This is a genomic window from Breoghania sp. (assembly GCF_030066895.1).
In the GTDB taxonomy this organism is placed as follows: domain Bacteria; phylum Pseudomonadota; class Alphaproteobacteria; order Rhizobiales; family Stappiaceae; genus Breoghania.
Window position 1 is genome coordinate 112,059 of the sequence record NZ_JASJAV010000002.1, and the last position, 21,885, is coordinate 133,943.

The 21,885-nt window shown below is 62.5% G+C and carries 21 protein-coding genes and 7 pseudogenes; 14 read left to right on the forward strand and 14 right to left on the reverse strand.

Annotated elements, in window-relative coordinates; all coding sequences use genetic code 11:
• Window positions 1-391: 391 nt before the first annotated feature.
• The 5 genes and pseudogenes from QNJ43_RS03680 to QNJ43_RS03700 all read right to left on the reverse strand — a co-directional run bounded on the left by QNJ43_RS03680 (window position 392) and on the right by QNJ43_RS03700 (window position 4,386).
• Complete coding sequence (locus QNJ43_RS03680) at window positions 392-943, reverse strand: NUDIX hydrolase (protein ID WP_300467476.1); 552 nt, start codon at window positions 941-943, stop codon at window positions 392-394.
• Window positions 944-1,094: 151 nt separating this feature from the next.
• Window positions 1,095-1,568 carry a DUF934 domain-containing protein gene (locus QNJ43_RS03685; RefSeq protein ID WP_300467478.1) on the reverse strand — a complete coding sequence of 158 codons (474 nt, stop codon included), beginning with the start codon at window positions 1,566-1,568 and terminating at the stop codon, window positions 1,095-1,097.
• A gap of 55 nt (window positions 1,569-1,623) precedes the next feature.
• On the reverse strand, window positions 1,624-2,280 hold the full coding sequence (locus tag QNJ43_RS03690) for a phosphoadenylyl-sulfate reductase (RefSeq protein ID WP_300467941.1): 657 nt from the start codon (window positions 2,278-2,280) through the stop codon (window positions 1,624-1,626).
• Window positions 2,281-2,371: 91 nt separating this feature from the next.
• A pseudogene (locus tag QNJ43_RS03695) lies at window positions 2,372-3,996 on the reverse strand (nitrite/sulfite reductase).
• A gap of 93 nt (window positions 3,997-4,089) precedes the next feature.
• Window positions 4,090-4,386 (reverse strand): DUF2849 domain-containing protein, encoded by a 297-nt coding sequence (locus tag QNJ43_RS03700; RefSeq protein WP_300467944.1) that lies wholly within the window; start codon window positions 4,384-4,386, stop codon window positions 4,090-4,092.
• Between QNJ43_RS03700 and QNJ43_RS26690 the strand changes: the two genes are divergently transcribed.
• Window positions 4,387-4,545, forward strand: a complete 159-nt coding sequence (locus tag QNJ43_RS26690) for a hypothetical protein (protein ID WP_346432843.1) — start codon at window positions 4,387-4,389, stop codon at window positions 4,543-4,545. It begins immediately after the preceding gene.
• A gap of 60 nt (window positions 4,546-4,605) precedes the next feature.
• On the opposite strand, the gene QNJ43_RS26695 is transcribed toward QNJ43_RS26690, so the two are convergent.
• From QNJ43_RS26695 to QNJ43_RS26705, 3 genes are read right to left on the reverse strand one after another with little or no spacing between them, the layout of a single operon-like run.
• A complete protein-coding gene (locus tag QNJ43_RS26695) occupies window positions 4,606-5,109 on the reverse strand; it encodes an SAM-dependent methyltransferase (protein ID WP_346432844.1) in 504 nt (167 codons plus the stop codon).
• A complete protein-coding gene (locus QNJ43_RS26700) occupies window positions 5,094-5,420 on the reverse strand; it encodes a hypothetical protein (RefSeq protein ID WP_346432845.1) in 327 nt (108 codons plus the stop codon). Before QNJ43_RS26700 ends, QNJ43_RS26695 begins: the two co-directional genes overlap by 16 nt.
• Entirely contained in the window at window positions 5,404-5,712 is a 309-nt protein-coding gene (locus QNJ43_RS26705) for an NAD(P)-dependent oxidoreductase (protein WP_346432859.1), read from the reverse strand. Before QNJ43_RS26705 ends, QNJ43_RS26700 begins: the two co-directional genes overlap by 17 nt.
• Before the next feature lie 462 nt (window positions 5,713-6,174).
• On the opposite strand from QNJ43_RS26705, the gene QNJ43_RS03710 reads away from it, so the two are divergent.
• The 9 genes and pseudogenes from QNJ43_RS03710 to QNJ43_RS03750 all read left to right on the forward strand — a co-directional run bounded on the left by QNJ43_RS03710 (window position 6,175) and on the right by QNJ43_RS03750 (window position 12,813).
• A complete protein-coding gene (locus tag QNJ43_RS03710; protein ID WP_300467480.1) occupies window positions 6,175-6,585 on the forward strand; it encodes a LysR family transcriptional regulator in 411 nt (136 codons plus the stop codon).
• A gap of 39 nt (window positions 6,586-6,624) precedes the next feature.
• Complete coding sequence (modA, locus tag QNJ43_RS03715) at window positions 6,625-7,164, forward strand: molybdate ABC transporter substrate-binding protein (protein ID WP_300467482.1); 540 nt, start codon at window positions 6,625-6,627, stop codon at window positions 7,162-7,164.
• Window positions 7,103-7,438 (forward strand): molybdate ABC transporter substrate-binding protein, encoded by a 336-nt coding sequence (gene modA, locus QNJ43_RS03720; RefSeq protein WP_300467484.1) that lies wholly within the window; start codon window positions 7,103-7,105, stop codon window positions 7,436-7,438. Before modA (QNJ43_RS03715) ends, modA (QNJ43_RS03720) begins: the two co-directional genes overlap by 62 nt.
• 6 nt (window positions 7,439-7,444) lie before the next feature.
• On the forward strand, window positions 7,445-8,122 hold the full coding sequence (gene modB, locus QNJ43_RS03725; RefSeq protein WP_300467486.1) for a molybdate ABC transporter permease subunit: 678 nt from the start codon (window positions 7,445-7,447) through the stop codon (window positions 8,120-8,122).
• Window positions 8,122-9,242: pseudogene (gene modC, locus QNJ43_RS03730) on the forward strand (molybdenum ABC transporter ATP-binding protein). The gene modB and the pseudogene modC overlap by 1 nt, the downstream one beginning before the upstream one ends.
• Window positions 9,243-9,622: 380 nt before the next feature.
• A complete protein-coding gene (locus tag QNJ43_RS03735; RefSeq protein ID WP_300467488.1) occupies window positions 9,623-9,976 on the forward strand; it encodes a hypothetical protein in 354 nt (117 codons plus the stop codon).
• Window positions 9,977-10,312: 336 nt separating this feature from the next.
• A complete protein-coding gene (locus QNJ43_RS03740; protein ID WP_300467489.1) occupies window positions 10,313-10,993 on the forward strand; it encodes a histidine kinase dimerization/phospho-acceptor domain-containing protein in 681 nt (226 codons plus the stop codon).
• A gap of 6 nt (window positions 10,994-10,999) precedes the next feature.
• Window positions 11,000-11,239, forward strand: a complete 240-nt coding sequence (locus QNJ43_RS03745; protein WP_300467491.1) for an ATP-binding protein — start codon at window positions 11,000-11,002, stop codon at window positions 11,237-11,239.
• Between the two features lie 220 nt (window positions 11,240-11,459).
• A pseudogene (locus QNJ43_RS03750) lies at window positions 11,460-12,813 on the forward strand (sigma-54 dependent transcriptional regulator).
• A 12-nt stretch (window positions 12,814-12,825) separates the two neighbouring features.
• Here QNJ43_RS03750 and QNJ43_RS03755 read toward each other — a convergent pair.
• The 4 genes and pseudogenes from QNJ43_RS03755 to QNJ43_RS26715 all read right to left on the reverse strand — a co-directional run bounded on the left by QNJ43_RS03755 (window position 12,826) and on the right by QNJ43_RS26715 (window position 16,480).
• A complete protein-coding gene (locus QNJ43_RS03755) occupies window positions 12,826-14,184 on the reverse strand; it encodes a diguanylate cyclase (RefSeq protein ID WP_300467493.1) in 1,359 nt (452 codons plus the stop codon).
• Window positions 14,185-14,445: 261 nt separating this feature from the next.
• A pseudogene (locus QNJ43_RS03760) lies at window positions 14,446-15,735 on the reverse strand (FAD-binding oxidoreductase).
• Window positions 15,736-15,974: 239 nt separating this feature from the next.
• A complete protein-coding gene (locus QNJ43_RS26710) occupies window positions 15,975-16,151 on the reverse strand; it encodes a hypothetical protein (RefSeq protein WP_346432846.1) in 177 nt (58 codons plus the stop codon).
• Window positions 16,115-16,480 carry a hypothetical protein gene (locus tag QNJ43_RS26715; RefSeq protein WP_346432860.1) on the reverse strand — a complete coding sequence of 122 codons (366 nt, stop codon included), beginning with the start codon at window positions 16,478-16,480 and terminating at the stop codon, window positions 16,115-16,117. The genes QNJ43_RS26710 and QNJ43_RS26715 overlap by 37 nt, the downstream gene beginning before the upstream one ends.
• Between QNJ43_RS26715 and QNJ43_RS26720 the strand changes: the two genes are divergently transcribed.
• A complete protein-coding gene (locus QNJ43_RS26720; RefSeq protein ID WP_346432862.1) occupies window positions 16,406-16,606 on the forward strand; it encodes a hypothetical protein in 201 nt (66 codons plus the stop codon). The genes QNJ43_RS26715 and QNJ43_RS26720 overlap by 75 nt on opposite strands.
• A gap of 165 nt (window positions 16,607-16,771) precedes the next feature.
• Here QNJ43_RS26720 and QNJ43_RS03770 read toward each other — a convergent pair.
• Both QNJ43_RS03770 and QNJ43_RS03775 read right to left on the reverse strand, forming a co-directional pair.
• Window positions 16,772-18,109, reverse strand: a pseudogene (locus tag QNJ43_RS03770) (glutamine synthetase family protein).
• Window positions 18,110-18,298: 189 nt separating this feature from the next.
• A complete protein-coding gene (locus tag QNJ43_RS03775; RefSeq protein WP_300467494.1) occupies window positions 18,299-19,048 on the reverse strand; it encodes a GntR family transcriptional regulator in 750 nt (249 codons plus the stop codon).
• A 504-nt stretch (window positions 19,049-19,552) separates the two neighbouring features.
• Here QNJ43_RS03775 and QNJ43_RS03780 point away from each other — a divergent pair.
• The 3 genes and pseudogenes from QNJ43_RS03780 (at window position 19,553) to QNJ43_RS03790 (ending at window position 21,803) form a co-directional block, all read left to right on the forward strand.
• Window positions 19,553-20,038 (forward strand): hypothetical protein, encoded by a 486-nt coding sequence (locus QNJ43_RS03780; protein WP_300467496.1) that lies wholly within the window; start codon window positions 19,553-19,555, stop codon window positions 20,036-20,038.
• 35 nt (window positions 20,039-20,073) lie between these two features.
• A pseudogene (locus QNJ43_RS03785) lies at window positions 20,074-20,532 on the forward strand (hypothetical protein).
• Window positions 20,533-20,702: 170 nt separating this feature from the next.
• Window positions 20,703-21,803 (forward strand): annotated as a pseudogene (locus QNJ43_RS03790) (polyamine ABC transporter substrate-binding protein).
• The last annotated feature ends 82 nt before the right edge of the window (window positions 21,804-21,885 follow it).

Sequence of the window (21,885 nt, forward strand, 5' to 3'; positions counted from 1 at the left end):
CAAGCCTGCCGCCAGGGCAATGGAATTTGTCATGTTTTCACCTAATCACGATAGTCTAGGCTCCGATTTTGGGGACCTTCCCGGTCGGGTTATCAACTGGTCCGATTTTACGATTACCGGTTGTGCCGTTACGTGCCCCGATCACATGACTGAACGTTCCGTGTACGGTTTTATGGCGCTCTCGCGACGCACTGCCGCAGGCGAGAAAAGAGGTATAAAACACTGAGAGATGAGGGCCTGATCGCCTGTTTCTGAAAATGAGAATCAATCCACGCAATGGGCTGTCGGCCTGCATCGAAAATTGCCGTTGCGGGCCTTCAAAAAGATTTGGTAACGGATTGATTTAGATAAAAAAGCTGAGGGTTTCTCCCCATAAGGGCCTGGGTCAACATCAGCAGTTTGGCGTCGAGGATCTCGCCCGCCTCGAGCATTTTTCTGAGGCGCCCGACAGGCCATTCCAGCACCTCGATTTCCTCGTTTTCCTCCGCCAGTCCGCCGCCGTCCGCGACCCGATCGGCAGGGCAATAGGGGCCAGGTAGAGGGAGATCTTTTCCGTAGAGAAACCTGGAGAAGTATAGACTTGCTCAACTTTTTCCAAGGTCACAAGTCGCGTGCCGATTTCCTCCATCGCCTCGCGGTGAACGGCGTGTTCTGCGTCCTCTCCCTCATCGATCAGTCCGGCGCAGGCCTCCACGAGGCGGGCGTCGTCGCCGTTCAGGTGAACGGGAACGCGAACCTGACGGGTCAGCAGGATGGTGCCGCGCTCCGGATCATAGGGAAGCACGGAGATGGCCGAGCCGTGATCATGAACGATCCGCTCCACCCGCGTACGGCCGCCCGCATCCTGTTGCGACGAACCGGATTTGGAAAGCACCAGCCGCTCGGTTCTGACGCGCGGTGTATCGACCAACGTCTCACGGTCCTCGATGCGGATATCTGACATGATCGGCTCCTCTTCGTTCGGCCGTATTGGACGAGCGTCGGGAGGACCGGTCACGCGGCGCGGGAATGAGACGCAGGCGGGACCGCCGATTTTCTGTGTCGGGGCTCCAATGGTGGAGCAATCGCGCGGCCGCAGCCGTTGCGATATCGCCTCACGCCGGGCGACGCAGCCGCGGGCGGATGCTGGCCGGCATTTCCGTCGCCCGACCCACCGGTTGGTAATAGAGCTCGACCTCCGGAATGCGTCCGGCCGCAAGGTCCGCGCGCGTCGGCGCGTGACTGACCATGAAGGCATCGATCCCGCAACGTCGCATCAAGGCGATCTGATCGATCAGCACGTCGCCGACGGCACGGATCTCGCCTTCATAGCCCGGGTCCTCGCGCAGGATACGCGCGGTGGAATAGCCGTGCCCGTCGGCGAATTTCGGAAAGGAAACGGCAAAGGCCACGATATGGGCGAGATCGTGCGCAACGGTGCGCACATCCTCGCCCGCTTCCACCAGTACGCCGACCGGGGCATTGCGTTCGCGCAAGGTCTCCCGCTCGGCCTGCCAGCGCGAAAGCGGTACGAAAACCGCGTCCTCGGAGGGAAGGGGAAGCCTCCTCGTCGAGGAAGCGCCACGCATCGGCCTGAAACCGGCCGTCCTTGAAGATGTCGTTCATATCTTCGCTCGTTACACCCTAGATCCCGCTGCCGTCGATTTCGCGCCCGTGCGTGGGCAGATGAATGCCGCATTCGATCTTTTCCGCGCCGCGCCAGCGCCCCGCGCGCGGGTCTTCGCCCGGTGCGACCTTGTCCGTGCACGGCATGCAGCCGATGGACGGATAGCCCTGCGCCACCATCGGGTGCGGCGGCAGGTCGTGCTGTTCGGCATACTCCTTCAGTTGAGCGACCGACCAGTTGGCCAGCGGATTGAGCTTGATACGGCCTTCGGCGACCTCGAAAACGTCGAGATCCGCCCGGCCGGAACTCTGGAAGCGCTTGCGCCCGGTGATCCAGGCGTCGAACCCTTCCAGCGCGCGTTCCAGCGGAAGCACCTTGCGGATGTGGCAGCAGGCATCCGTATCCCGCAGCCACAGCGAGCCTTGAGGATCGGCGGTCGCCAGATCGTCCGCATAGGGAAGGATGGTGCGCACGCCGGTCAGGCCGAAGCGCCCGATCAGCGCCTCGCGATAGCGCAGGGTCTCTCCGAAGAGCTTCTGCGTATCGACGAAGAGCACCGGCGCACCCCGGTCCACCTGCGTCAGCAGATGCAGCAGCACCGAGGATTCCGCTCCGAAGGAGGAGACGAGCGCGATCTTGCCCGGGTAGAGCCGGTTCAGGGCGATATCGAGAATTTCGGGCGTATCGAGCCCTTCTTACTGGGCGTTTAGTGCCCGGGCTTCCGCCCTCAGTGCGTTTTCGGGATCGAGTGCGAGAGCGGTCGCGTTATGCCGTGCCATAGAGCGCCTCCTTGAAGGGTGCGTCCCCGACCCTGCGATAGGCCGCGAGGAAGGTTTCGTTGTCGTTGGCGCGAAGCTTCAGGTAGGTCTCGACCACGGTTTCCACCGCATCGAGATCTTGTCTCCGTCGAAGCCGCGCCTGACGATGGAGCCGATGGAGGCGTTCTCGTCGACCGAACTGCCCAGCGTGAGCTGGTAGAGTTCCTGGCCCTTTTTCTCCACGCCGAGAATGCCGATATGGTCCACATGGTGGTGGCCGCAGGCATTGATGCAGCTGGAGATCTTGATCTTCAGATCGCCGATTGCGTGCTGGCGCTCACCACCGCCGAAACTGCTGGAGATCTCCTGCACGATCGGGATAGATCGGGCATTGGCGAGCGCGCAATAATCGAGGTCGGGGCAGGCGATGATGTCGGTGATCAGCCCCTGATTGCCGTCCGCCAGATCGGCGTCGACCAGTGCGTCGTAGATCTTGTCGAGATCGTCGAGCCGCACATGCGGCAGGATCAGGTTCTGCTCGTGGCTGACCCGCAATTCATCGAAGCCGAAGGTCTCCGCGATATCCGCGACCGCCTCCATCTGCTCCGCGCTCGCATCCCCCGGCACGCCGCCGATGGGCTTCAGTGAGATCGTCACCGAGGCGTGGCCGGGGGCCTTGTGCTGATGCACGTTGTGCCGGACTCAGGTATCGAAGGCCGGATTGTCCGCGCGCTTGGCGACAAGTCGGGAACTGGTCGCAGGCGCGTCCGCGAAGGTGGGCGGCGTGAAATAGCTTTCGATCCGGCGTACTTCCTCGTCTGGCAGCTTGAGCAAGCAGTGGCGGATCTTCTTGAATTTTGCCTTGATATCGCCACGCAACGTCTCGATGCCGGTCTTGTGCACCAGGATCTTGATGCGCGCCTTGTACTTGTTGTCGCGATGCCCGTAGCGGTTGTAGACGCGCAGGATCGCTTCCGAGTAGGCGAGCAGATCCTCCTCGGGCAGGAACTCGCGCACCAGCTTGGTGATCATCGGCGTGCGGCCCTGACCGCCGCCCACATAAACCTTGAAGCCGATCTCGCCCGCCTCGTTCCGCACGATCTGTATGCTGATATCGTGCACCTGGATGGCTGCGCGATCATGCGGCGTGCCGGTGATGGCGAGCTTGAACTTGCGTGGCAGGAAGGTGAATTCCGGATGCAGCGACGATCATTGCTGGATGATCTCGGCATAGGGGCGCGGATGGGCGATCTCGTCGGCCGCCGCTCCCGCCAGATGGTCGGCGGTGGTGTTGCGGATGCAATTGCCCGAGGTCTGGATCGCATGCATCTCCACCTTCGCCAGATCCGTCAGGATCGCCGGAATGTCGGAGAGCTTGGGCCAGTTGAACTGGATGTTCTGGCGTGTGGTGAAATGGCCGTAGCCGTGATCGTAGATCCGCGCGATATGGGTGAGCATCCGCATCTGGCCCGAATTCAACGTGCCGTAGGGTACGCAGACGCGCAGCATGTAGGCGTGGAGCTGCAGATAGATGCCGTTCATCAGCCTCAGCGGCTTGAACTGCTCCTCGTTCAGATCTCCGGCGAGACGGCGGCGGACCTGATTGGAAAACTGCGCGATGCGTTGATCCACGAATTCCTAATCGAATTCATCGTAGCGGTACACGGGGCATACTTCTGACGTTGCAACACGAGAGCAACGGATTTCAATGGGGTGAGGCGCGGATCAGGCCACGTCGGAAGCCTTGATTGCCTGCTTGCCGAGATTTGTTCGGAATGTTGGCCCGGTGGCGCGGATGCGTTCGCGAAGCCGGACCGGCACGATGCGGGCGCCCTCGCGGGTGACGTCGATCGTGTCGACGTCGATGACCTCGTTGGCCGCAACGGACCGGGCGGCAGCGGCTTCCACGGATGCCGGATCCTCAAGAACCCGGGTGCCGTCGATGCGCGTCACCCAGGCATCGTTTGCGCCGAGCCAAACCAAGTCGCCGTCGGAGAGGCGATTGGCAGTGACGATCTGCAGATGGGCTTCATGATCGGGCGTCCTTCACGCGGCGTCGAAACGGGATTGGGGGAGGGCGGTCGTCTCGGTGACGGGCGGTTCGGAACGCTCAAGCGCGGCGTGGGCCACGGCCTTGCTGATGACGATGAGGACGGGACCGGGTGTCTCGGTTCGCGCTGAAAACCCGTCGAGATCGCTCAAAAGTCCGGCAAAGATCCGTTCCTCGCGCCGGGCGGCATTCTAGATCGCCATCACGGGCGTATCGTCATCAAGCCCCGCCTCGCGCAGACGATCCGCGACCCGTCCGGCAACCGTGCGGCCCATGTAGACGGCAACGGTCGATCCGCTCAGCGCCAGACCGGCCCAGTCGGGCAATGTCTCGCTATCCTTGTCGTGACAGGTTGCAAACACCAGGCTGGAGGTGAGGCCGCGCAGCGTCAGCGGGATTTCGGCCGAAGCAGCCGCCGCAAAGGCCGCGGTCACCCCCGGCACGATCTCGTAGGGCACGTTTGCCGCGCGCAGAGCCGCGATTTCCTCGCCTGCGCGTCCAAAAATCATCGGGTCGCCGGATTTCAACCGTACCACGCGCAGGCCCTTGCCGGCTTCTTCAGCCAGGATCTCGTTGATCCGGTCCTGGCTGACGGAATGCGCGTCCTTGGCCTTGCCGACCGATATGCGGTGCGCATCGCGTCTGCCCATGGCGACGACCGCATCCGGCACCCAACCGGTCATGGACGATGACATCGGCCTCCTGTAGCAGGCGCTGGGCGCGCAATGTCAGCAGATCCTCCGGCACCGGGCCCTGCACCGATCAGCCAGACGAACCCGCTCTCGTCCGCCGCGCCGTTGACGAGGCGCTGAGCAGCGCTGCGGGCCTCATCAAGGCGTCCCGCATAGGTCGCCTGCGCCACAGGACCGGATAAGAACGTCGCCCACAGGCGACAGCGCGCCTCGGCGGAAGGCACAAACCGCGAAACGGTGTCGCGAAAGTTTTCCGCAAGCCGCGCAAGGCTCCCCGTCTTGCGCGGCAGCAGTGCCTCAGATGTGACGGGCAAGGACCGGACCGACGCCGGTGGATGTGATCGCCACCGCCACGGGCGCCCGGTTGACGAGTGCACCTGTGTAGAAATCGCAGAGTTCCGGTCGGTCGACGGCATTGACGGGAATGCGCATCCCGCGCGCTGTCTCTACCACTGCACGGTCGAGGGTTTCGTCCTTGCGCGCGGAAAAGACGAGCGCAGCGTCGGTGAGGAGCTCCAGCGAGAACGCCACCGCCAGATGCTTTGCGCCCGTACGCTCGACGGCGCGCGCGAGTTCCGACGACAGGGCTGGGGCAATGACGACGATACGTCGTTGGTCTCACCGACGAGGCGCACCTTCGCTGCCGCCTCATCGCCTCCGCCACGACAACGACGCGCTGATCCGCGACCTTGTGGAAGGTTAGGAAGACGTTGGGCGTCGCTCTCGGGCGCTTTCGATAGTGGTGTTGTTCCGGCTCATGGGTCACTCCGCACAAAACGCGTCGATCTTTCCCAAAGGGTAGGGGGCATGGCGCCGGAATGCGGGGCATAGGGTTTCAAGCCGAATTGGAAAGGTAAAAAAGATTTCCGGTTTCAGGCCGAAGCTGAGACCAGGGCAAAGGTTAAGGGCAAAAGGGCAAAAGGGCAAAAGGGCAAAAGGGCAAAAGGGCAAAAGGGCAAAAGGGCAAAAGGGCAAAAGGGCAAAAGGGGAGGGCGTCGCACTTGTGTCCCGGTCTCTTGGCAAATATGTCCCCTTGACCCCTTTCGCCCCCCAGCCGACGCTTGAGCCATGAGCGATTATCCCCAATCCCGCCTCCGTATCGTCCTCGCCCCCGATGTCGCTTTCGGGCCCGGCAAGGCCGATCTTCTGGAGGGCATTCACGAGACCGGCTCCATCCGCGCGGCCGGAAACCGGTTGTCCATGAGCTACAAGCGCGCCTGGAACCTCGTCGGCGAACTCAACCGCATTTTTCGCGAACCGCTGGTGGAAACGGCGAAGGGCGGAGCCAAGGGCGGCGGGGCGCGGCTGACGGAAACCGGTCAGGTCGTGCTCGCTCATTTCCGAGCCGTCGAGGCTGCCTTCACCAAGGCCGCCTCCAGAGACGTTGCCGCGCTGCAAGCTCTGGTGGCGCCGGGTGCGGCTACACCGCACACGGGTGATGAGAAATCAACTCTTGAGGAGACGGAAAGGTATGTATAGGGTTCGATATGTCCGCTCGTACATATCGAAGGATTTGACATGAAACCCGCCCAATTCAATCTCGGAGTTTCCCTCTCCACCCGGGCTCTTCGTCGTGCCGCCGGTATCGCGGTTGCCGCAGGCATTGCGGTCGCGACCACCATGGGTGCCGCACAGGCTGCTGAAAAGCTCACCGTCTTCGCCGCCGCCAGCATGAAGGGCGCGCTGGAAGACATCGGCGCCGCCTACACCAAGGACACGGGGACCGACGTCGTCTTTTCCTTTGCCTCCTCTTCCGTGGTTGCCCGCCAGATTGAGGTCGGTGCTCCCGCCGACATCTTCATTTCCGCTGACGTGAAATGGATGAAATATGTCGACAAGGTCGAGGCGGTCGACGCGTCCACGGTGTGCAACGTTTCCGCCAACATGCTGGTCGTGGTTGCCCCGAAGGACGAGGCCAAGCCGCTCAAACTAACCAAGGAAGCCCTTCTCAAGCGTATCGGTGACGGTCGACTGGCCATCGGCACGACGGAACTCGGTGCCTGCAGGGCGCTACGGCAAGGCCTCGCTCACCTCGCTGGGCCTGTGGGATGCGGTTGAGAGCAAGCTCGCTCCGATGGAAAACGTCCGCGTGACGTTGGCCGCCGTTGCCCGTGGTGAAGCTCCGCTCGGCATCGTCTACGGATCGGACGCCGCCATCGAACCCGACGTTAAGGTGGTTGCGCAGTTCCCCGATGACAGCCACGCACCGATCATTTATCCCGGTGCTGTGACCAAGGGCGCGAACCCCGATGCGATCAAGTTCCTGGACTATCTCTCCAATCCGGCCGCGCACAAGATCTTTGCTAAGTTCGGCTTCCAGTCGATTGATTGATTTCTGATGCAGCCACTGTCCCCTGCAGAGATCGAGGCCGTCGTCCTGATCTTCAAGGTTGGCGGCCTCGCCCTTCTGGTGACCCTGCCGCTGGCCATCTTCGTCGCCTATGCACTGGTGCGCTGGCGGTTTCCCGGTCACGCCATACTCGATGCCCTGATTCATATGCCGCTGGTTCTGCCGCCGGTGGTCACCGGGTATATCCTGCTCATTCTCTTCGGTCGTCACGGACCCATCGGCGGGTTCCTGCACGATTACCTCGGCATCACGCTGGCCTTCCGCTGTACGGGGGCGGCGCTGGCCGCAGGCGTCATGTCCTTCCCGCTCATGGTGCGCCCGATCCGGCTCGCCATCGAGGTGGTCGATCCCAAGCTCGAACAGGCCGCCGGAACGCTCGGCGTGCGCCGCATCGTCACCTTCTTCATTGTCACCCTGCCGCTCGCCATGCCCGGCATTCTGGCCGCCGCGATGATGGGCTTTGCCAAGGCGATGGGCGAGTTCGGTGCGACGATCACCTTCGTTTCCAACATTCCCGGCGAAACCCGCACTCTGTCCCTGGCGCTTTATACCTTCACCCAGTCGCCGGACTGGGATCTGGCAGCGCTGCGTCTTGCCATCACCGCTGCTGTCATCGCCTCTGAGTTCGTTTCGCGCCGTCTGGCTCGTCGGTTGGGAGGGAACTGATGCTTTCCGTCGATATCGAAGCCCGTCTCGGCACGTTCAATCTAAGCGCGAAATTCGACAGTACCGCTGGTGTGACCGCGCTTTTCGGCCGATCGGGCGCGGGCAAGACCTCGCTCGTTCACATGATCGCCGGGCTGTCGCGGCCGTTGCGCGGGCGCATCGCGGTCGATGACATGGTGCTGTTCGATTCCGAAAAGGGCATCAACCTGTCCACCCGGCAGCGCCGGATCAGCCACGTGTTCCAGGAGGCGCGGCTCTTTCCCCATCTCACCGTGCGCTGCAACCTCACCTTCTCGCCCTGGGCGGACGGGCGCACGCCCTCCATGCCGTTCGAGGAGGTCGTTGACCTGCTCGGCATCGGCAAGCTGCTCGGCCGCCGTCCGGCCAAGTTGTCTGGCGGCGAACGCCAGCGCGTCGCCATCGGCCGTGCGCTCCTGTCGGGCCCGCGCATCCTGTTGATGGACGAACCGCTTGCCTCCCTCGATCAGGCCCGCAAGAGCGAGATCCTGCCCTATCTCGACCATTTGCGCCGTGAAGCAGCGAGATCCCGATCGTCTATGTCTCCCATTCGCTGGAAGAGGTCGCGCGGTTGGCGGAAGCGCTGGTCATCATCTCCGACGGCAAGGTCAAGGCAGTCGGCCCCGTCGGCGAAGTCATGACCCGGCTCGATCTCGGCTCCGCAACCGGGCGCCAGCAGGCCGGTACCGTGCTTGAAGGCAAGATTGCCTCGTTCGATGCCGAATGGGGCCTCACCCCTATCGAGGTGGAAGGTCAGGCGATCGAGGTCCCCGCCGTTCGCGCCGAAATCGGCAGGGAGGTTCGCCTCCATCTGCGCGCCCGCGATATCGCTCTAGCGCGCGAGGTGCCGTCTGGCCTTTCCATTCGAAATGCGTTGCCGGTCAATGTGCTGGAAATCACCCACGAGCGCGGCCCCTATGCGGAAATCGTCTGCTCTTTGGGAAAACAGCAGGTGCGTGCGCGCATCACCTGTGCCTCCCAGCAGGCGCTGGGTATCGAGCCGGGCCAACCCATTTTCGCGCTTGTGAAGAGCGTCGCCGTCGATAGTCCGCTCGCCTCTCTCGATACGGACCGTGATCAGGACGGCTTCATGTCGTGCTAGGGGCCACCCCTTAGGACAAGTCGCGATGGACGAATCGCCTCTTCTGACGCGGGAGAGGTCGGGCCGAAAGCCCGGGTGAGGGGATGCGGATCGTTCGTATCCAGGAGAGTTCGATCCCCCTTCACCGTCTCTCTCTCCCAAGGGGAGACAGGACGAACGACGTTGTTTTCTTTCGCTTGAGGGAGCCTTTCCTCCCGCGAGCGTCTGTTCCCTCCGCCGTTAACCCGGGCACGGCGGAGGGAATCCTTTTGCGCGAATTTTGCGTCTTTTTCCCAGTGCGTCAATTCCGCTATCATCCCGGCCATGATCAAGACGCTTCGCACACGCTGGGCCGTTACCGGAATTCTGCTGGCCTGTCTTCTCGGCGGTGCGCTCATTGCATGGGCGGCAGCGCCAGCGAACGGCTGATGCTCGACGAGATCGGCCTGCGCGCAGCAGCCTCCCTCGATCTGCAGGCCGCTGCACTGGAAAGTCTGTTCGACAAGTACTGCATCCTACCGCCGATCGTGTCACGTCGCCCCGATGTCGTTGCCCTGTCGCGCAAACATGATGCGGAATCCGCCCATCGCATCGCCGCGACCGTGGCGGGCATGACCGGGGCCGAAGAGGTCCGCTTCCTTGCAGCAGACGGAACGCTGGTCGGCTCCTCCGATATCGACGCCGTCGGGAATGCGTTTGATTCGGAGATCCGCCAGGCGGTCGAACAGGCGCGCGAGGGTCGGCTCGGACGTTAGCTTCTGGTCACCGTGCCCGGTCGCCCGGCGAGCTACATCTTCGCCTCCTCCATCCGCGACGACGATGCGATTGTCGGCGTAGTCGCCGCCCGCGTCGACCTCGGTCGGGTGAAATAGGCCTGGGCCCTGTCTCGCGATCTCGTTCTGGCGCTCGATCAAAGCGGTGGCATCATCGCCACCAACCGTCCCCATTGGCGCGGTCTCAAGCTTTCGCTGGACGGCGGATCTTCGGAACTGGAAAGCCTGCAGGCACGGCCCCAGCCGTGCGGCGATCATCTGCTCGTCTCGCTGCCCGCCGACGGCGGCCGAAGGCTCTATCTGCAGGCGGTCAAGCAATTGCCGGTGCTCGACTGGTCGGTTGCCGTCTTCTTCGATGCCAGCGCCATTACCCGTCAGGCCACCACCGTCGTCCTCATCGTCGCGCTACTGACGCTGCTCGTCACCGGCCTTGTGTGGATCGTCATGGACCGACGCCTTCGCCTTCATGCGCAATTGCGCGGCGAGCGGGCGGCCGCCCTGCGGCTGGAACGGCGCGTGCTCGACCGCACCCGCGAACTGACCCAAGCGAATACCCTGCTGGGCGAGGAGGTGAAGAAGCGCGAGGCGGCGGAGGCGGAGCTGCGCCGAACCCAGGACGAACTGGTACAGACGGCCAAGCTCGCCACGCTCGGCCAGATATCGGCCGCCCTCAGTCACGAGTTCAACCAGCCCCTCGCCGTCATCCGTTCCCAGGTCGACAACGCGGGCATGCTGGTCCAGCGCGGGCGCTGTGAGGAAGCGGGAGATTCGCTGCGCAAGATCACCGCCATGGTCGAGCGCATGGCCACCATTTCCCGCACGCTGAAAGGCTTTGCCCGAAAGCCCGGCACCCAGACGAGCGCGGTCCCCGTCGGTCCGGTCATCGACGAGACCCTGATGCTGTTGTCGCTACGCATCAAGCGCGGCAACGCGACCCTCGATTTCCGTCGCCCGCTGCGCGATCTCGCCGTCAGAGCCGATGCCGTGCTTCTGGAATAGGTGGTGATGAACCTGATCGTAAACGCGCTCGATGCGGTCGGCGAAGAGGGCGGAACCATCACCGTCGAGATTGATACAGAACCCGGCGAGACGGTGGTGATTCGCGTCGCCGATAATGGGTCGGGCATCGATGAGGAGATGCGTGGCCGTATCTTCGATCCCTTCTTCACCACCAAGGAGGTGGGGGCGGGGGGCTCGGGCTTTCCATCGCTGACAAGATCATCCGCGATTTCGGCGGTCATCTGATTCTGGAAGACCGGGAGGAAGGTGGGCGCGGCGTGACCTTCGCGGTTTATCTGCCGCGCGCGGAGCTGATGGCCGTGGAATAGGAGCTCGCCTTTGACGCAACGGTTTGGTGGATTTTGCAGTGCAGCATCCTCTTCAAACGGTCTGCGCTCCGTGCTACACCGGAATGGTGTCGAAACGCCTCCCGGGCGTGCGCTTTCATGGCAACGGGGCTTCACGAATGGACCAGTCAACCGTCTTGTTCGTCGACGACGAGGTCGACCTGCGCGAAGCTCTGGCGCAGGGGCTGGAACTCGCCGGGCATCGGGTGTAAGCCTATTCGAGCGCGGAAGGCGTGCTCGATCTCATCTCGCGAGACTTTTACGGCGTGCTCGTCACCGACATCCGCATGCCGAAACAGGACGGCCTTGCGCTGATGAAGGCCACTTTCGAAATCGATACCGCATTGCCGGTGATCCTGATCACCGGCAATGCGACGTGCCGTTGGCGGTTGAGGCCATTCGCGCCGGCGACTACGACTTCATGGAAAAGCCCTTTCCGGTGGCGTGGCTGTCAGCGGTCATTGAACGGGCGCTGCATCAGCGTCGTCTGGTCCTGGAGAACCGGGTCCTGCGCGAGCAACTGGGCGATACGGCCGGGCTTGCCGCCCGGCTTGTCGGGCGCTCGCCCGGGATCGAACGCTTGCGGACCGCAGTCAAGGCGCTGGCCGACAACGATGCCGACGTGCTGATCCTCGGCGAGACGGGCTCGGGCAAGGAAGTGGTCGCGCGCGGGCTGCACGAGGAGGGCGTGCGCAAGGACAGGCCCTTCGTCGCTCTCAACTGCGGCGCACTTCCCGCCGACATCATCGAATCGGAGCTTTTCGGCCATGAGCAGGGCGTCTTCACCGGTGCCTCGCGCCAGCGCATCGGCAAGCTGGAACACGCGCACGGGGGAACGGTCTTTCTCGACGAGATCGAGTCGATGCCGCTGGAATCGCAGGTCAAGCTGCTGCGCGTCATCGAGAATCGGTCAATCGAGCGGCTGGGTTCCAACAAGACGATTGATCTGAACGTGCGTTTCGTTGCCACCATCAAGGTCGATCTGGAAAAAAGAGCGAGGCGGGCCGGTTCCGCCGCGATCTCTATTATCGGCTCAGCCTGATGACCCTCGACATCCCGCCTTTGCGCGATCGGCGCGAGGATATTCCGCTGCTCTTCCATCATCTGACGCGTGAGGCTCGCGCCCGCTATCGCCTGGAAATCCCCGATCTGACGCCGGAGGTGATCGCGACGCTGGTGTCGCGCGAATGGCCGGGAAACGTGCGCGAGCTTCGCAATGTCGCCGACCGCTTCGTGCTCGGCGTGGACAAGATCACCGACGATGCGGCGGACGTCTCCGAAGACGGTGCCGCCGCCGGAACGCCCTTGTCGGTGCGGGTGGGAAATTACGAAAAGGCGCTGATCGCGGCCGAACTGAAGCGCCGGGACAGTTCCATCAAAGCCACGTACGAGGCGCTCGGCCTGTCGCGCAAGGCGCTCTACGAAAAGATGAAGAAATACGGGCTTGAGAAGGTTGCCGTCCCGTCGGCCTGACGATTTTCGCGCTCACACGTCGAGCAGAATGCGTTCCATCTGGCTTGGCGCGCACGCCCCGCCGTCCTTCACGACGATCCGGCCGCGGCAGTAATGCTTGGCCAGATACATCTGCTCGTCGGCTGCGCGGATCGCCTCTTCCAGATCGTCTTCGTATCCGGATGACGATCCGATGGAGAGCGTCACCTCCGGCGGCTCCCCGTCAAAGACCAGACCGCGCGCGCAGAAACGCTTGTAGACGGCCGCGCAGTAGCTTCTGGCTTCTTCGATGTTGCAGCCCGGCATCAGCATGCAGAATTCGTCGCCGCCCAGCCGCACCGTCATGATGCTGGCGCCGCACGCCGCGGTGAGGTCGTCGGCAAGGTTCTTGATCAGCAGGTCTCCCGCCTCGTGGCCGTAGCGGTCATTGACCTGCTTGAAGCGGTCCATGTCGATCAGTGCCACCGGAGTAGGGTGGTTGTTGCACCGGCATTCCACATAGGCGCGCGTTCCCGCATCGCACAGGAAGCGACGATTGTGAAGTCCGGTCATGGCGTCATGGTTGGCCGCATCCGTCAGCTTCAGGATCCGGTCGATCGTGTCGAGGTTCTGGCCGACGCGAAGCAGGAATTCCTCCGGCGGGCAGTTTTTCGCCAGCACCTCGTTGGCCTCGCTCTTGAGAAGCCGCACCATGTCCGTCTGGTCTTCGCCGTGCGTCAGCGAGACGATCGCCACCTTTTCCGGCCCGCGACGCAGGCGCACCTGCTTGATCAGCTCGATCGCGTCCACCTGCGACAGGTCCTGATCGAGCACCAGAAGACGGATGTGATCGTGGGTATTGAGCTGATGCAGCCTGTCGGTCGGGTCGGTGACGCGGGTCAGCGAGAGCTGGAGACGGCGCAACTGTTTCGCCGCATCGCCGAGCGGCGCGCCCGAGCTTTCCAGGAGCAGGGCGCCGATGCCACGATTGGCACGCAAGCGCAGCACAAGCTCGCGCAGATAGGAAAGACTGGCCGGGCTGTCCTTGAGCACATAATCGACGATGCCCTTGGCAAAGAGCCGGGATTGCAGTGCGGGATCGAAACGGCTGGAGAAAACGATGGTTGGCACGCCGAAGGACGTCGTCAGATCTACCGATTCAACATCGCTCGTATCGGGCAGGGAAATATCGACGAGGGCGACGGAAAAAAGAGATGCGTTTTCCCGGAGGATTTCCTGCGCCTCGGCGCAGGTCTTGGCGACAACGATGTCAAACCCGTCCGAACGGCGGAAGCTGCGTTTGACAGCCTTCTCGAAAAAACTCGAATCCTCGACGAGCAATAACGTGTCCATGGGCAGGCCCCGTGTCACTTCCGGACGGACGTCGCGCTCCAGCGACGACTTCTCCGGCAAAAAATTGTGCAGCTTCGCCGTGTTCGGGCTTCATCCCCGCAAGCGCATGCTGAATGGCTGTAACTTCCTCCTCGATGTATTCAGCCCCTTCAAAGCCGACTACACCCGAAAATCAGACCGGCGCTTCGAGGGATCCGTCCAATAACCTCCCCGGAACGTTGCGGTCAGTAGGAAACACAATCGGATTAAAGCGGTCTTAATTGACCATTCTAGGTTGCATCTGCGTGCGGACGTAGAGGTCTGGAAAATTGCCTCTACGTCTCAGATGCGGTCCAGCAACGAGGACCACGTCATCGCCAGCGCCTGAATGGGCGTTCTGAGAAATTTCCTCCCGGGAAAGGGTATCATCGGCAGTTTTGCGAAGGTATCGAAGCGGGTTGCATCCCCGTTCCCCGTTTCCGCGACGAGCCGTCCGGCAAGGTTGGCGATGCTCACGCCGTGGCCTGAGAACCCGCCTGTGACATAGAGTCCGGGTCTGGGCCTGCGGAAATAGGGCATCCGGCTTGCCGTGATCGCCAGCGTGCCGCCCCAGGCATGATCGATGCGCACATCCGCAAATTGCGGATAGATCTTCGCCATGTGCCGCCGAACGAACCCGGCCACATCGGCCGGATAGCTGCGCGTTTAGGTCTCGCCGCCGCCGAAGATCAGCCGTCGGTTGGGGCTCATGCGCCAGTAGTGGACGACCCACCGGCTGTCGGCGACCGCCTCGTTGCCGGGAATGGGATCGCGTTCGCCCAAAGGCTCTGTGGCCAGAATGTAGTTGTTGATCGGCAGGACGCGCGCCTCGGTATGGGGGGCCAGTCCGTTCAGGTAGCCGTTCGCCGCCAGGACCACATGCTGCGCGCGCACTTCGCCCGCTTCCGTCTTCACCGTGACCGGCTGTCCCTTGCCGATATTGGTGACGCGGCTTGCTTCGAAGATCCGGACCCCGGCCGTTTCCGCCGCCTTCGCCATGCCGAGAACGAAATTGAGCGGATGCAGGTGGCTGGCTTCCCCGTCGCGATAGCCGCCGAAATAGACGTCGGTGCCGATGGCGGCGGCAAGCTTATCGCGGTCCAGCAGGGTGATGGCGTCGTAGTCGTAGTCCCGCGCAAGCCGTTCCGCGTCGCGTTGTTCTTCTTCCAGCCACTTCTTCTTGTGAACCGCGTGGATCAGTCCGTCCGCCCAGTCGCACTCGATTCCGTGCCGGGCGATACGCTCCTTGACGATCTGCTTGGCCTCTTGTGCCATGTTTCAGAAGAAGCGCGCCTCGTCCTTGCCCACATGTGTTTCAAGCCAGTGCTGGTCGCGCCGCTGACCGGAATGAAGCTGCTCGCCGTTTCGCCCCGACGCCCCCCAGCCGATGCGCTTTTCCTCGCACAGGACGACCGAAAATCCCTTTTCGGCCAGTTCGAGAGCAGCTGTTACCCCGGTGAAGCCGCCGCCGATGACGCAGACATCGGCTTCAAGGCTTTCGCTGAGTGCCGGACGGAGCCGGTCCTCGTTGACGGTGGCAGTGTAATGGGACGTCGGATCGTAGGAAGGCGCGGATATGAACGAAAGCCTCATGCGGATAATGGGGACGATCGAAAGCGGCGAAGAGATCGGGGAGGATAGGGTGCGCAGCCGATCTGTAGAGACGGCCCGGACGGGTCTCCTCAAGAGGACGTCATCTTGTTGTTATTATTGAAGAATCTGACAAAACACACAACGCGATCCCGAGAAGCGCTCCGCGGAGCGCGTCCCGAAGGATCGGTCAGGTATGCTGTCCTTTCCTTGTTCCCGATCAAATCTCCGAATTGCTTCGGTTAGCTGATCTGACCCTCGCGTTTCAGGGTGGCATAGGTGTCGTCGAGGGTCTTTTCGGCGATCCGGACCAACTCGTCCACGTCGTCGTGCGACAGCACCAGCGGCGGCGAGATGATCAGGCTGTCGCGAACCGTGCGCATCACCAGTCCGTTGGAGAAGGAGAAATCGCGCGCCATCGTTCCGACCGTTCCTTCATTCTCGAAACGCTCGATATGGTCGCCCTTGCCCTTGACGAGCTCCAGCGCGCCGACGAGCTCGACCATGCGTGCCTCGCCCACCAGCGGATGATTGCCGAGCGCCTTCCACTTCTTCTGCAGATAAGGGCCGATGTCGTCGCGCACCCGGTCCACGATCTTCTCGTTCTGCAGGATGGAGAGATTGGTGAGCGCGGCCGCACAACAGGCCGGATGACCGGAATTAGGTTCTGCTTGTGAACGGCATCCGCCACCTCGTGTCGTCCGTGTCCGATCTGGGTGCACCACAGCCCGGCCATGCCGTCGAGGATTCGGTTGCCTTCCGAATCCGTCAGCCACACGCCCTCCGCATGGGTGATGATGCGCGAGCCTTCCGCATTGAGCGTCCGGTGTTCCGAAAAGGGATGCAGATGATGCGCCGCATCGAGTTCCTGTAGCGCCTTGGTGGGATAGATGTTGAACTTCACGTTCATGGCAGGCACTCCAAAGGACGGTGTCATTGGTATTGGTTGGGGAGGGAGAGTCCTCGCGTTTCTGCGGGGGCCCTCCGTCCCTGATCTCTCCCCTCGAAGGGGGAGGGAGAAGTTTTCGAACTCTCCCCCTCAGACGTTCAGCAGCAGATATTCACGCTCCCATGCGCTGACCACGCTCATGAAGGTTTCGAACTATTCCTGCTTGATGGCGCGGTAGGTGGCGACGGAAACGTTCGCCGAAGACCTCCATCAATTCGTCGCACTGCTCGAACAGGGTCAGCGCCTCGGTCAGTCCGCGCGGCAGCGTGAAGTGGCCGTTGGAGGAATAACCGGTGCGCGGCGCATCGGGTCTGAGGTCGTTCTTCATGCCGAGCCAGCCGCAGGCGAGCGAGGCCGCAATGGTGAGATAGGGGTTGGCGTCCGACTCCGGCACCAGGTTCTCAAGCCGTCGCGCGCTCGCCTTGGAATTGGGGACGCGCAGGCCGACGATGCGGTTGTCGTGGCCCCAGAAGACGTTGCACGGCGCGGTCGAGTTGCGCCGCATGAAGCGGCGGTAGGAATTGACGTAGGGCGCCGTGATGCAGGTCACGGCGGGCAGAAATTCCTGATGCCCGGCGATGAACGACAGGAATTCCGTTGTCGTTTCGCTTTCCTCGTCGGATAAGATGTTGCGCCCTGTCTCCTTGTCGACGACCGACTGATGGATATGCATCGCCGAACCCGGCTGGCCGCTCAGGTGGCGTACATGTCGTGGCGAAGGGCGGCCTCTCGGATGGTACGCTTGAACAGGAACACCTGATCGGCCAGTTCCAGCGGCGCGCCGTGGCGCAGGTTGATCTCCATCTGCGCCGCGCCCTCCTCGTGGATGAGCGTGTCGACCTCCAGTCCCTGCGCTTCCGATAGATCGTAGATGTCGTCGATGAGATCGTCGAACTCGTTGAGCGCGGAGATGGAATAGGACTGGCGCCCCACTTCCGGGCGGCCCGAACGGCCCACCGGCGGGGTCAGCGGATAGTCGGGATCGGTATTCGGCTTGACGAGATAGAACTCGATTTCCGGCGCGACCACCAGTTCCAGTCCGTCCTTCTCGTAAAGTGCGAGCACGCGCTTCAGGACGTTGCGCGGTGCGGTTCCCACCGGCGCGCCTTCCTGGGTCACCGCATCGTGGATGAGCTGGGCGGTCGGGTCGGTCTCCCACGGCACCACGGCGAGGGTGGAATAGTCGGCCTCGAAGAACAGGTCGCCATCGGTCGGGTTGTGCTTGAAGCGCTCGTCATCCGGCGGATAGTCGCCGGAAATGGTCTGCGCAAAGATCGAGGCGGGCATGCTCATCACCGGGCCGGAGAAGAATTTCTCCGTCGGCATCATCTTGCCGCGCACAATGCCGGCGAGATCGGGCACGATGCACTCGATATCCTGAATTTGACGTCGCCTGAGCCAGGCCTGGGCTTCGTCAATTGTCGCCACGCCGAGAACGGAGTTCGTTGTGTCGTTTTCGGCGCTTTCGGGCGTATCTCTCACGGTAAGTCCTCGGGTTCGGGTTTTCGTGTCGTCCGCGAATGGGGCATGGCCTGCAGCCGTGGGCCGGGCGCATGCATGAAGGGTCTCGTCGGAACCGCGGACGGTGTGCAAATTGTGATCACATTCCGAAAATTGTCAATCGGGCCGGATTCCGGATGCGGCACCCGCTACCGATCCGTTCCGCAACGTTCGCGGTACGTCTTCGGTTTCCGGCGCCTCGGGCACGGAGCGGCCGATCAGACCCATGCCGTCCAGGATATCGCGTTCGATCACCAGGCGCAGCGCTTCCCTATCGCCTTGTTTAATCGCCGCGATGGCCTCCTTGTGCCGGTCTTCCAGCGCGGAGGTGCCGATCCGGGCGTAAACGGTGCGCATGAAGGGGGCGAATTGCAGCCAGACGTGCTCCACCAGCGGCAGGATGATCTCCGATCCGGCCGCGCGATAGATCCGGAAATGGAACTCGTGGTTGTGGCGCATATAGGCGGTGACGTCGCCGTTAACGAGGTTTTCGTCGATGGCGTCGTCGACCCGCACGAGGTCGGGAACGGCCCTGGAAAGGTCGTGAATGGCAAGGGTCGCCAGATGCGGTTCGAGCAGGACGCGGGTATGCAGCAATTCGTTGAAGCGCCGCCGTGTCATGGCCGGCACACGAATGTGGCCGTTGGGCAAGATATCCAGCGCATTGGCCGCCGCAAGCGCGCGGATCGCCTCGCGCACCGGCATCGGCGAAACGCCGAGCCTCGATGCCAGTCCGCGCAAGGTCACCGCGTTGCCGGGCACGAATCCGCCGGTCAGCAGCGCATCGCGCACCGCTGACGGCACCCGGTTGCGTGCGACGGTGACGTTGCCCGAATGCGTTTCCGTTTCGCTCGACTCGCTGCTCATGGGCGGGCTCCTTCGACGTGAACCCTCAATTCTGGGCACCGGGAAAACGGAACGAGGTCCGACGTCTCGACACCCGGGCTGGAACCGGAGCCGTCATTGGGGCCTGCATCGGCGCGAAAGCGCGGCAATGAGCCGGTTGGCAAGGCGATCCCCTCTTCGCATGCATATCTCTTGGGTCTGCCCTTGCGTTGTGCACTGATTGACAGGTTTGCCGATACGTGATCACATTTTTGTCCGCACGGCAATCGTCTGCGGAAGCGTTTGATGGCGTGAAAACGCCGGGGTGGGGGTGTTGAATGCGTCCTTTGGCCCGCGCTGAGTTTAATGCGCCGGATGGCAATATGATGGAAGCTGCGGAGCGCTTTCTTGCCGCCCATCTCGACCTCGACATCGTCGGGGTGATCCTTCCCGACACCAACGGGGTGCTGCGCGCAAGTGGTTGCCGGGAGCAAACCTGCCCAAGATCGTCGAGGACGGGTCGCGTTTCCGCTTTTCGGCCTCGATGTGTGGGGCCGCGAGGTGGAGGAAACGGGCCTTCACATCGAAACCGGCGACAAGGACGGCCTGTGCTGGCCGGTACCGGAAACCCTGCAGCTCGTGCCCTGGGCGGAGCGCAAGACCGCGCAGGTTCTGCTGTCCATGTATGACCGCGACGGCACGCCCTTCGACATCGACTCCCGGCACGTGCTGGCTGGAATGGCGGCGCGTCTGCGCGAGTTCGGCGTGACCGCCACCTGCGCCTTCGAGCTGGAATTCTATCTCTTCGAGGAAGAGCCGGAAGGCAGGCAACCGCGCCCGGTCTTCTCGACCCATCGCGGGCCTGCCCGTCAGAACATGTATGCGCTCTCCGATCTGGAGGCCTTGATGCCTCTGGTCGACGAGATCCGCCGCGGTGCGGACGAGCAGAACATTGCCGCCGATGCGGCCATCTCCGAAGCTGCTCCCGGCCAGTTCGAGCTGAACCTGCACCACACCGCCGCGATCCGCTGACGGTGGCCGACAATACGGTGCTCTTGCGCCGTCTGGTGACCGGGGTTGCCCGCAAGCACGGGCTCAAGGCGTCCTTCATGGCCAAATCCTTCGTGGAATGGCCGGGCAACGGTATGCACGTTCACGTCTCGTTGGAGGATGCGTATGGCAACATCTTCGCCGATCCGCAGGTGGGCGAGGAACGGCTCGGCCACGCCATTTCCGATCTTCTGGAGACCATGGAGGAAAGCCAGCTTCTCTGCATCTCCACCTTCAACGGCTTCCGCCGCATGCAGCCGGGCTCCTATGCGCCGACCTCGATCACCTGGGGCTAAGACAACCGTTCCGTGGCGCTTCGCGTGCCGCCCGGCGGGCCGTCTTAGCGCCGTATCGAGCACCGGATCGCGGGCGCCGACGCCAATCCCTATCTGGTGCTGATCGGAGTACTCGCAGGCATGCTGGAGGGATTGGGAAAGCGCCAGGATCCGCCACGCGCTATCGCCGGAAACGCCTAGCGGGCCGCAAAGAACCCGTGGCGAATAAAAACGCCGTGACTTTTCGCAAGTAAGTGATTCCACCGACGCTTCGCTTGATCTAGGTTCGGCGTTCGGGAACTAACCATCGCGGCCCGGCGGGCATGGCACAGCCTGAAGGGTCCGAAACTGGTTAAACGGGAGCTTCAGACATGCGCATCCTCTTTACCGCAACCGTTGCCGCCGTCGCGCTCGTCGCCGGCAACGCGCTTGCGCAGGAAGACAAGGTCGTCAACGTCTACAATTGATCCGACTATATCGATGAATCGATCCTGGAGGACTTCACGAAGGAGACAGGCATCAAGGTCGTCTACGACGTGTTCGATTCCAACGAGACGCTGGAAACCAAGCTGCTGGCAGGCGGCATGGGCTACGATGTCGTGGTGCCCACCGGGTCCTTCCTCTCGCGCCAGATCCAGGCCGGCGTCTTCGTGAAGCTCGACAAGTCGAAGCTTCCCAACATCAAGAACATGTGGCCGGAGATCCAGGAGCGGGTCCAGAAGTACGACCCGGACAATCTCTACTCCATCAACTACATGTGGGGCACGACCGGCTACGGCTACGGCTACAACCCGGAAAAGGTCAAAGCTGTGTTGGGCGATGATGCGCCCGTCGACAGCTGGTCCCTGCTGTTTGATCCGGAAAACGCCAAGAAGCTTTCCGAGTGCGGGATCTACATTCTCGATGCGCCGACGGAGGTGTTCCCCGTCGCGCTCAACTATCTGGGCTATGACCCCGACAGCAAGGACGTGGACCAGATCCGCGAGGCAGCGGAGCTGTGGAAGAAGATCCGTCCCTACATCGGCAAGTTCCACAATTCCCAGAACATCAACGCGTTGGCCAACGGCGACATCTGTTTCGCGATGGGCTGGTCGGGCGACATGCTTCAGGCCCGCGATCGTGCGACCGAGGCCGATAACGGCGTGACGGTGGAATACTTCATTCCGAAGGAAGGCGCGCTGATGTGGTTCGACCAGATGGCGATCCCGGCCGATGCGCCGCATTCGGAAAATGCGCTCGCCTTCATGAACTACATCATGAAGCCGGAAGTGATCGCCAAGGCGTCGAACTACGTCTACTACGCCAACGGCAATCTCGCGTCGAAGGAGTTCCTCAACGACGACGTGATCGGCGATCCGGCTATCTATCCGGACAACGAAACAATGGGCGACCTCTACACCGTCACCGCCTATCCGACGAAGGTGAAGCGGGCCGTTACCCGCGAGTGGACCTTGGTCAAGAGCGACCAGTAGAGACGAACTTGCCTCCGGCGGCGGCGGGGTGCCGCCGCCGCCGGAGCTGAAATGCCGGGCGCAGTTCGGGTCGACGTGAGGC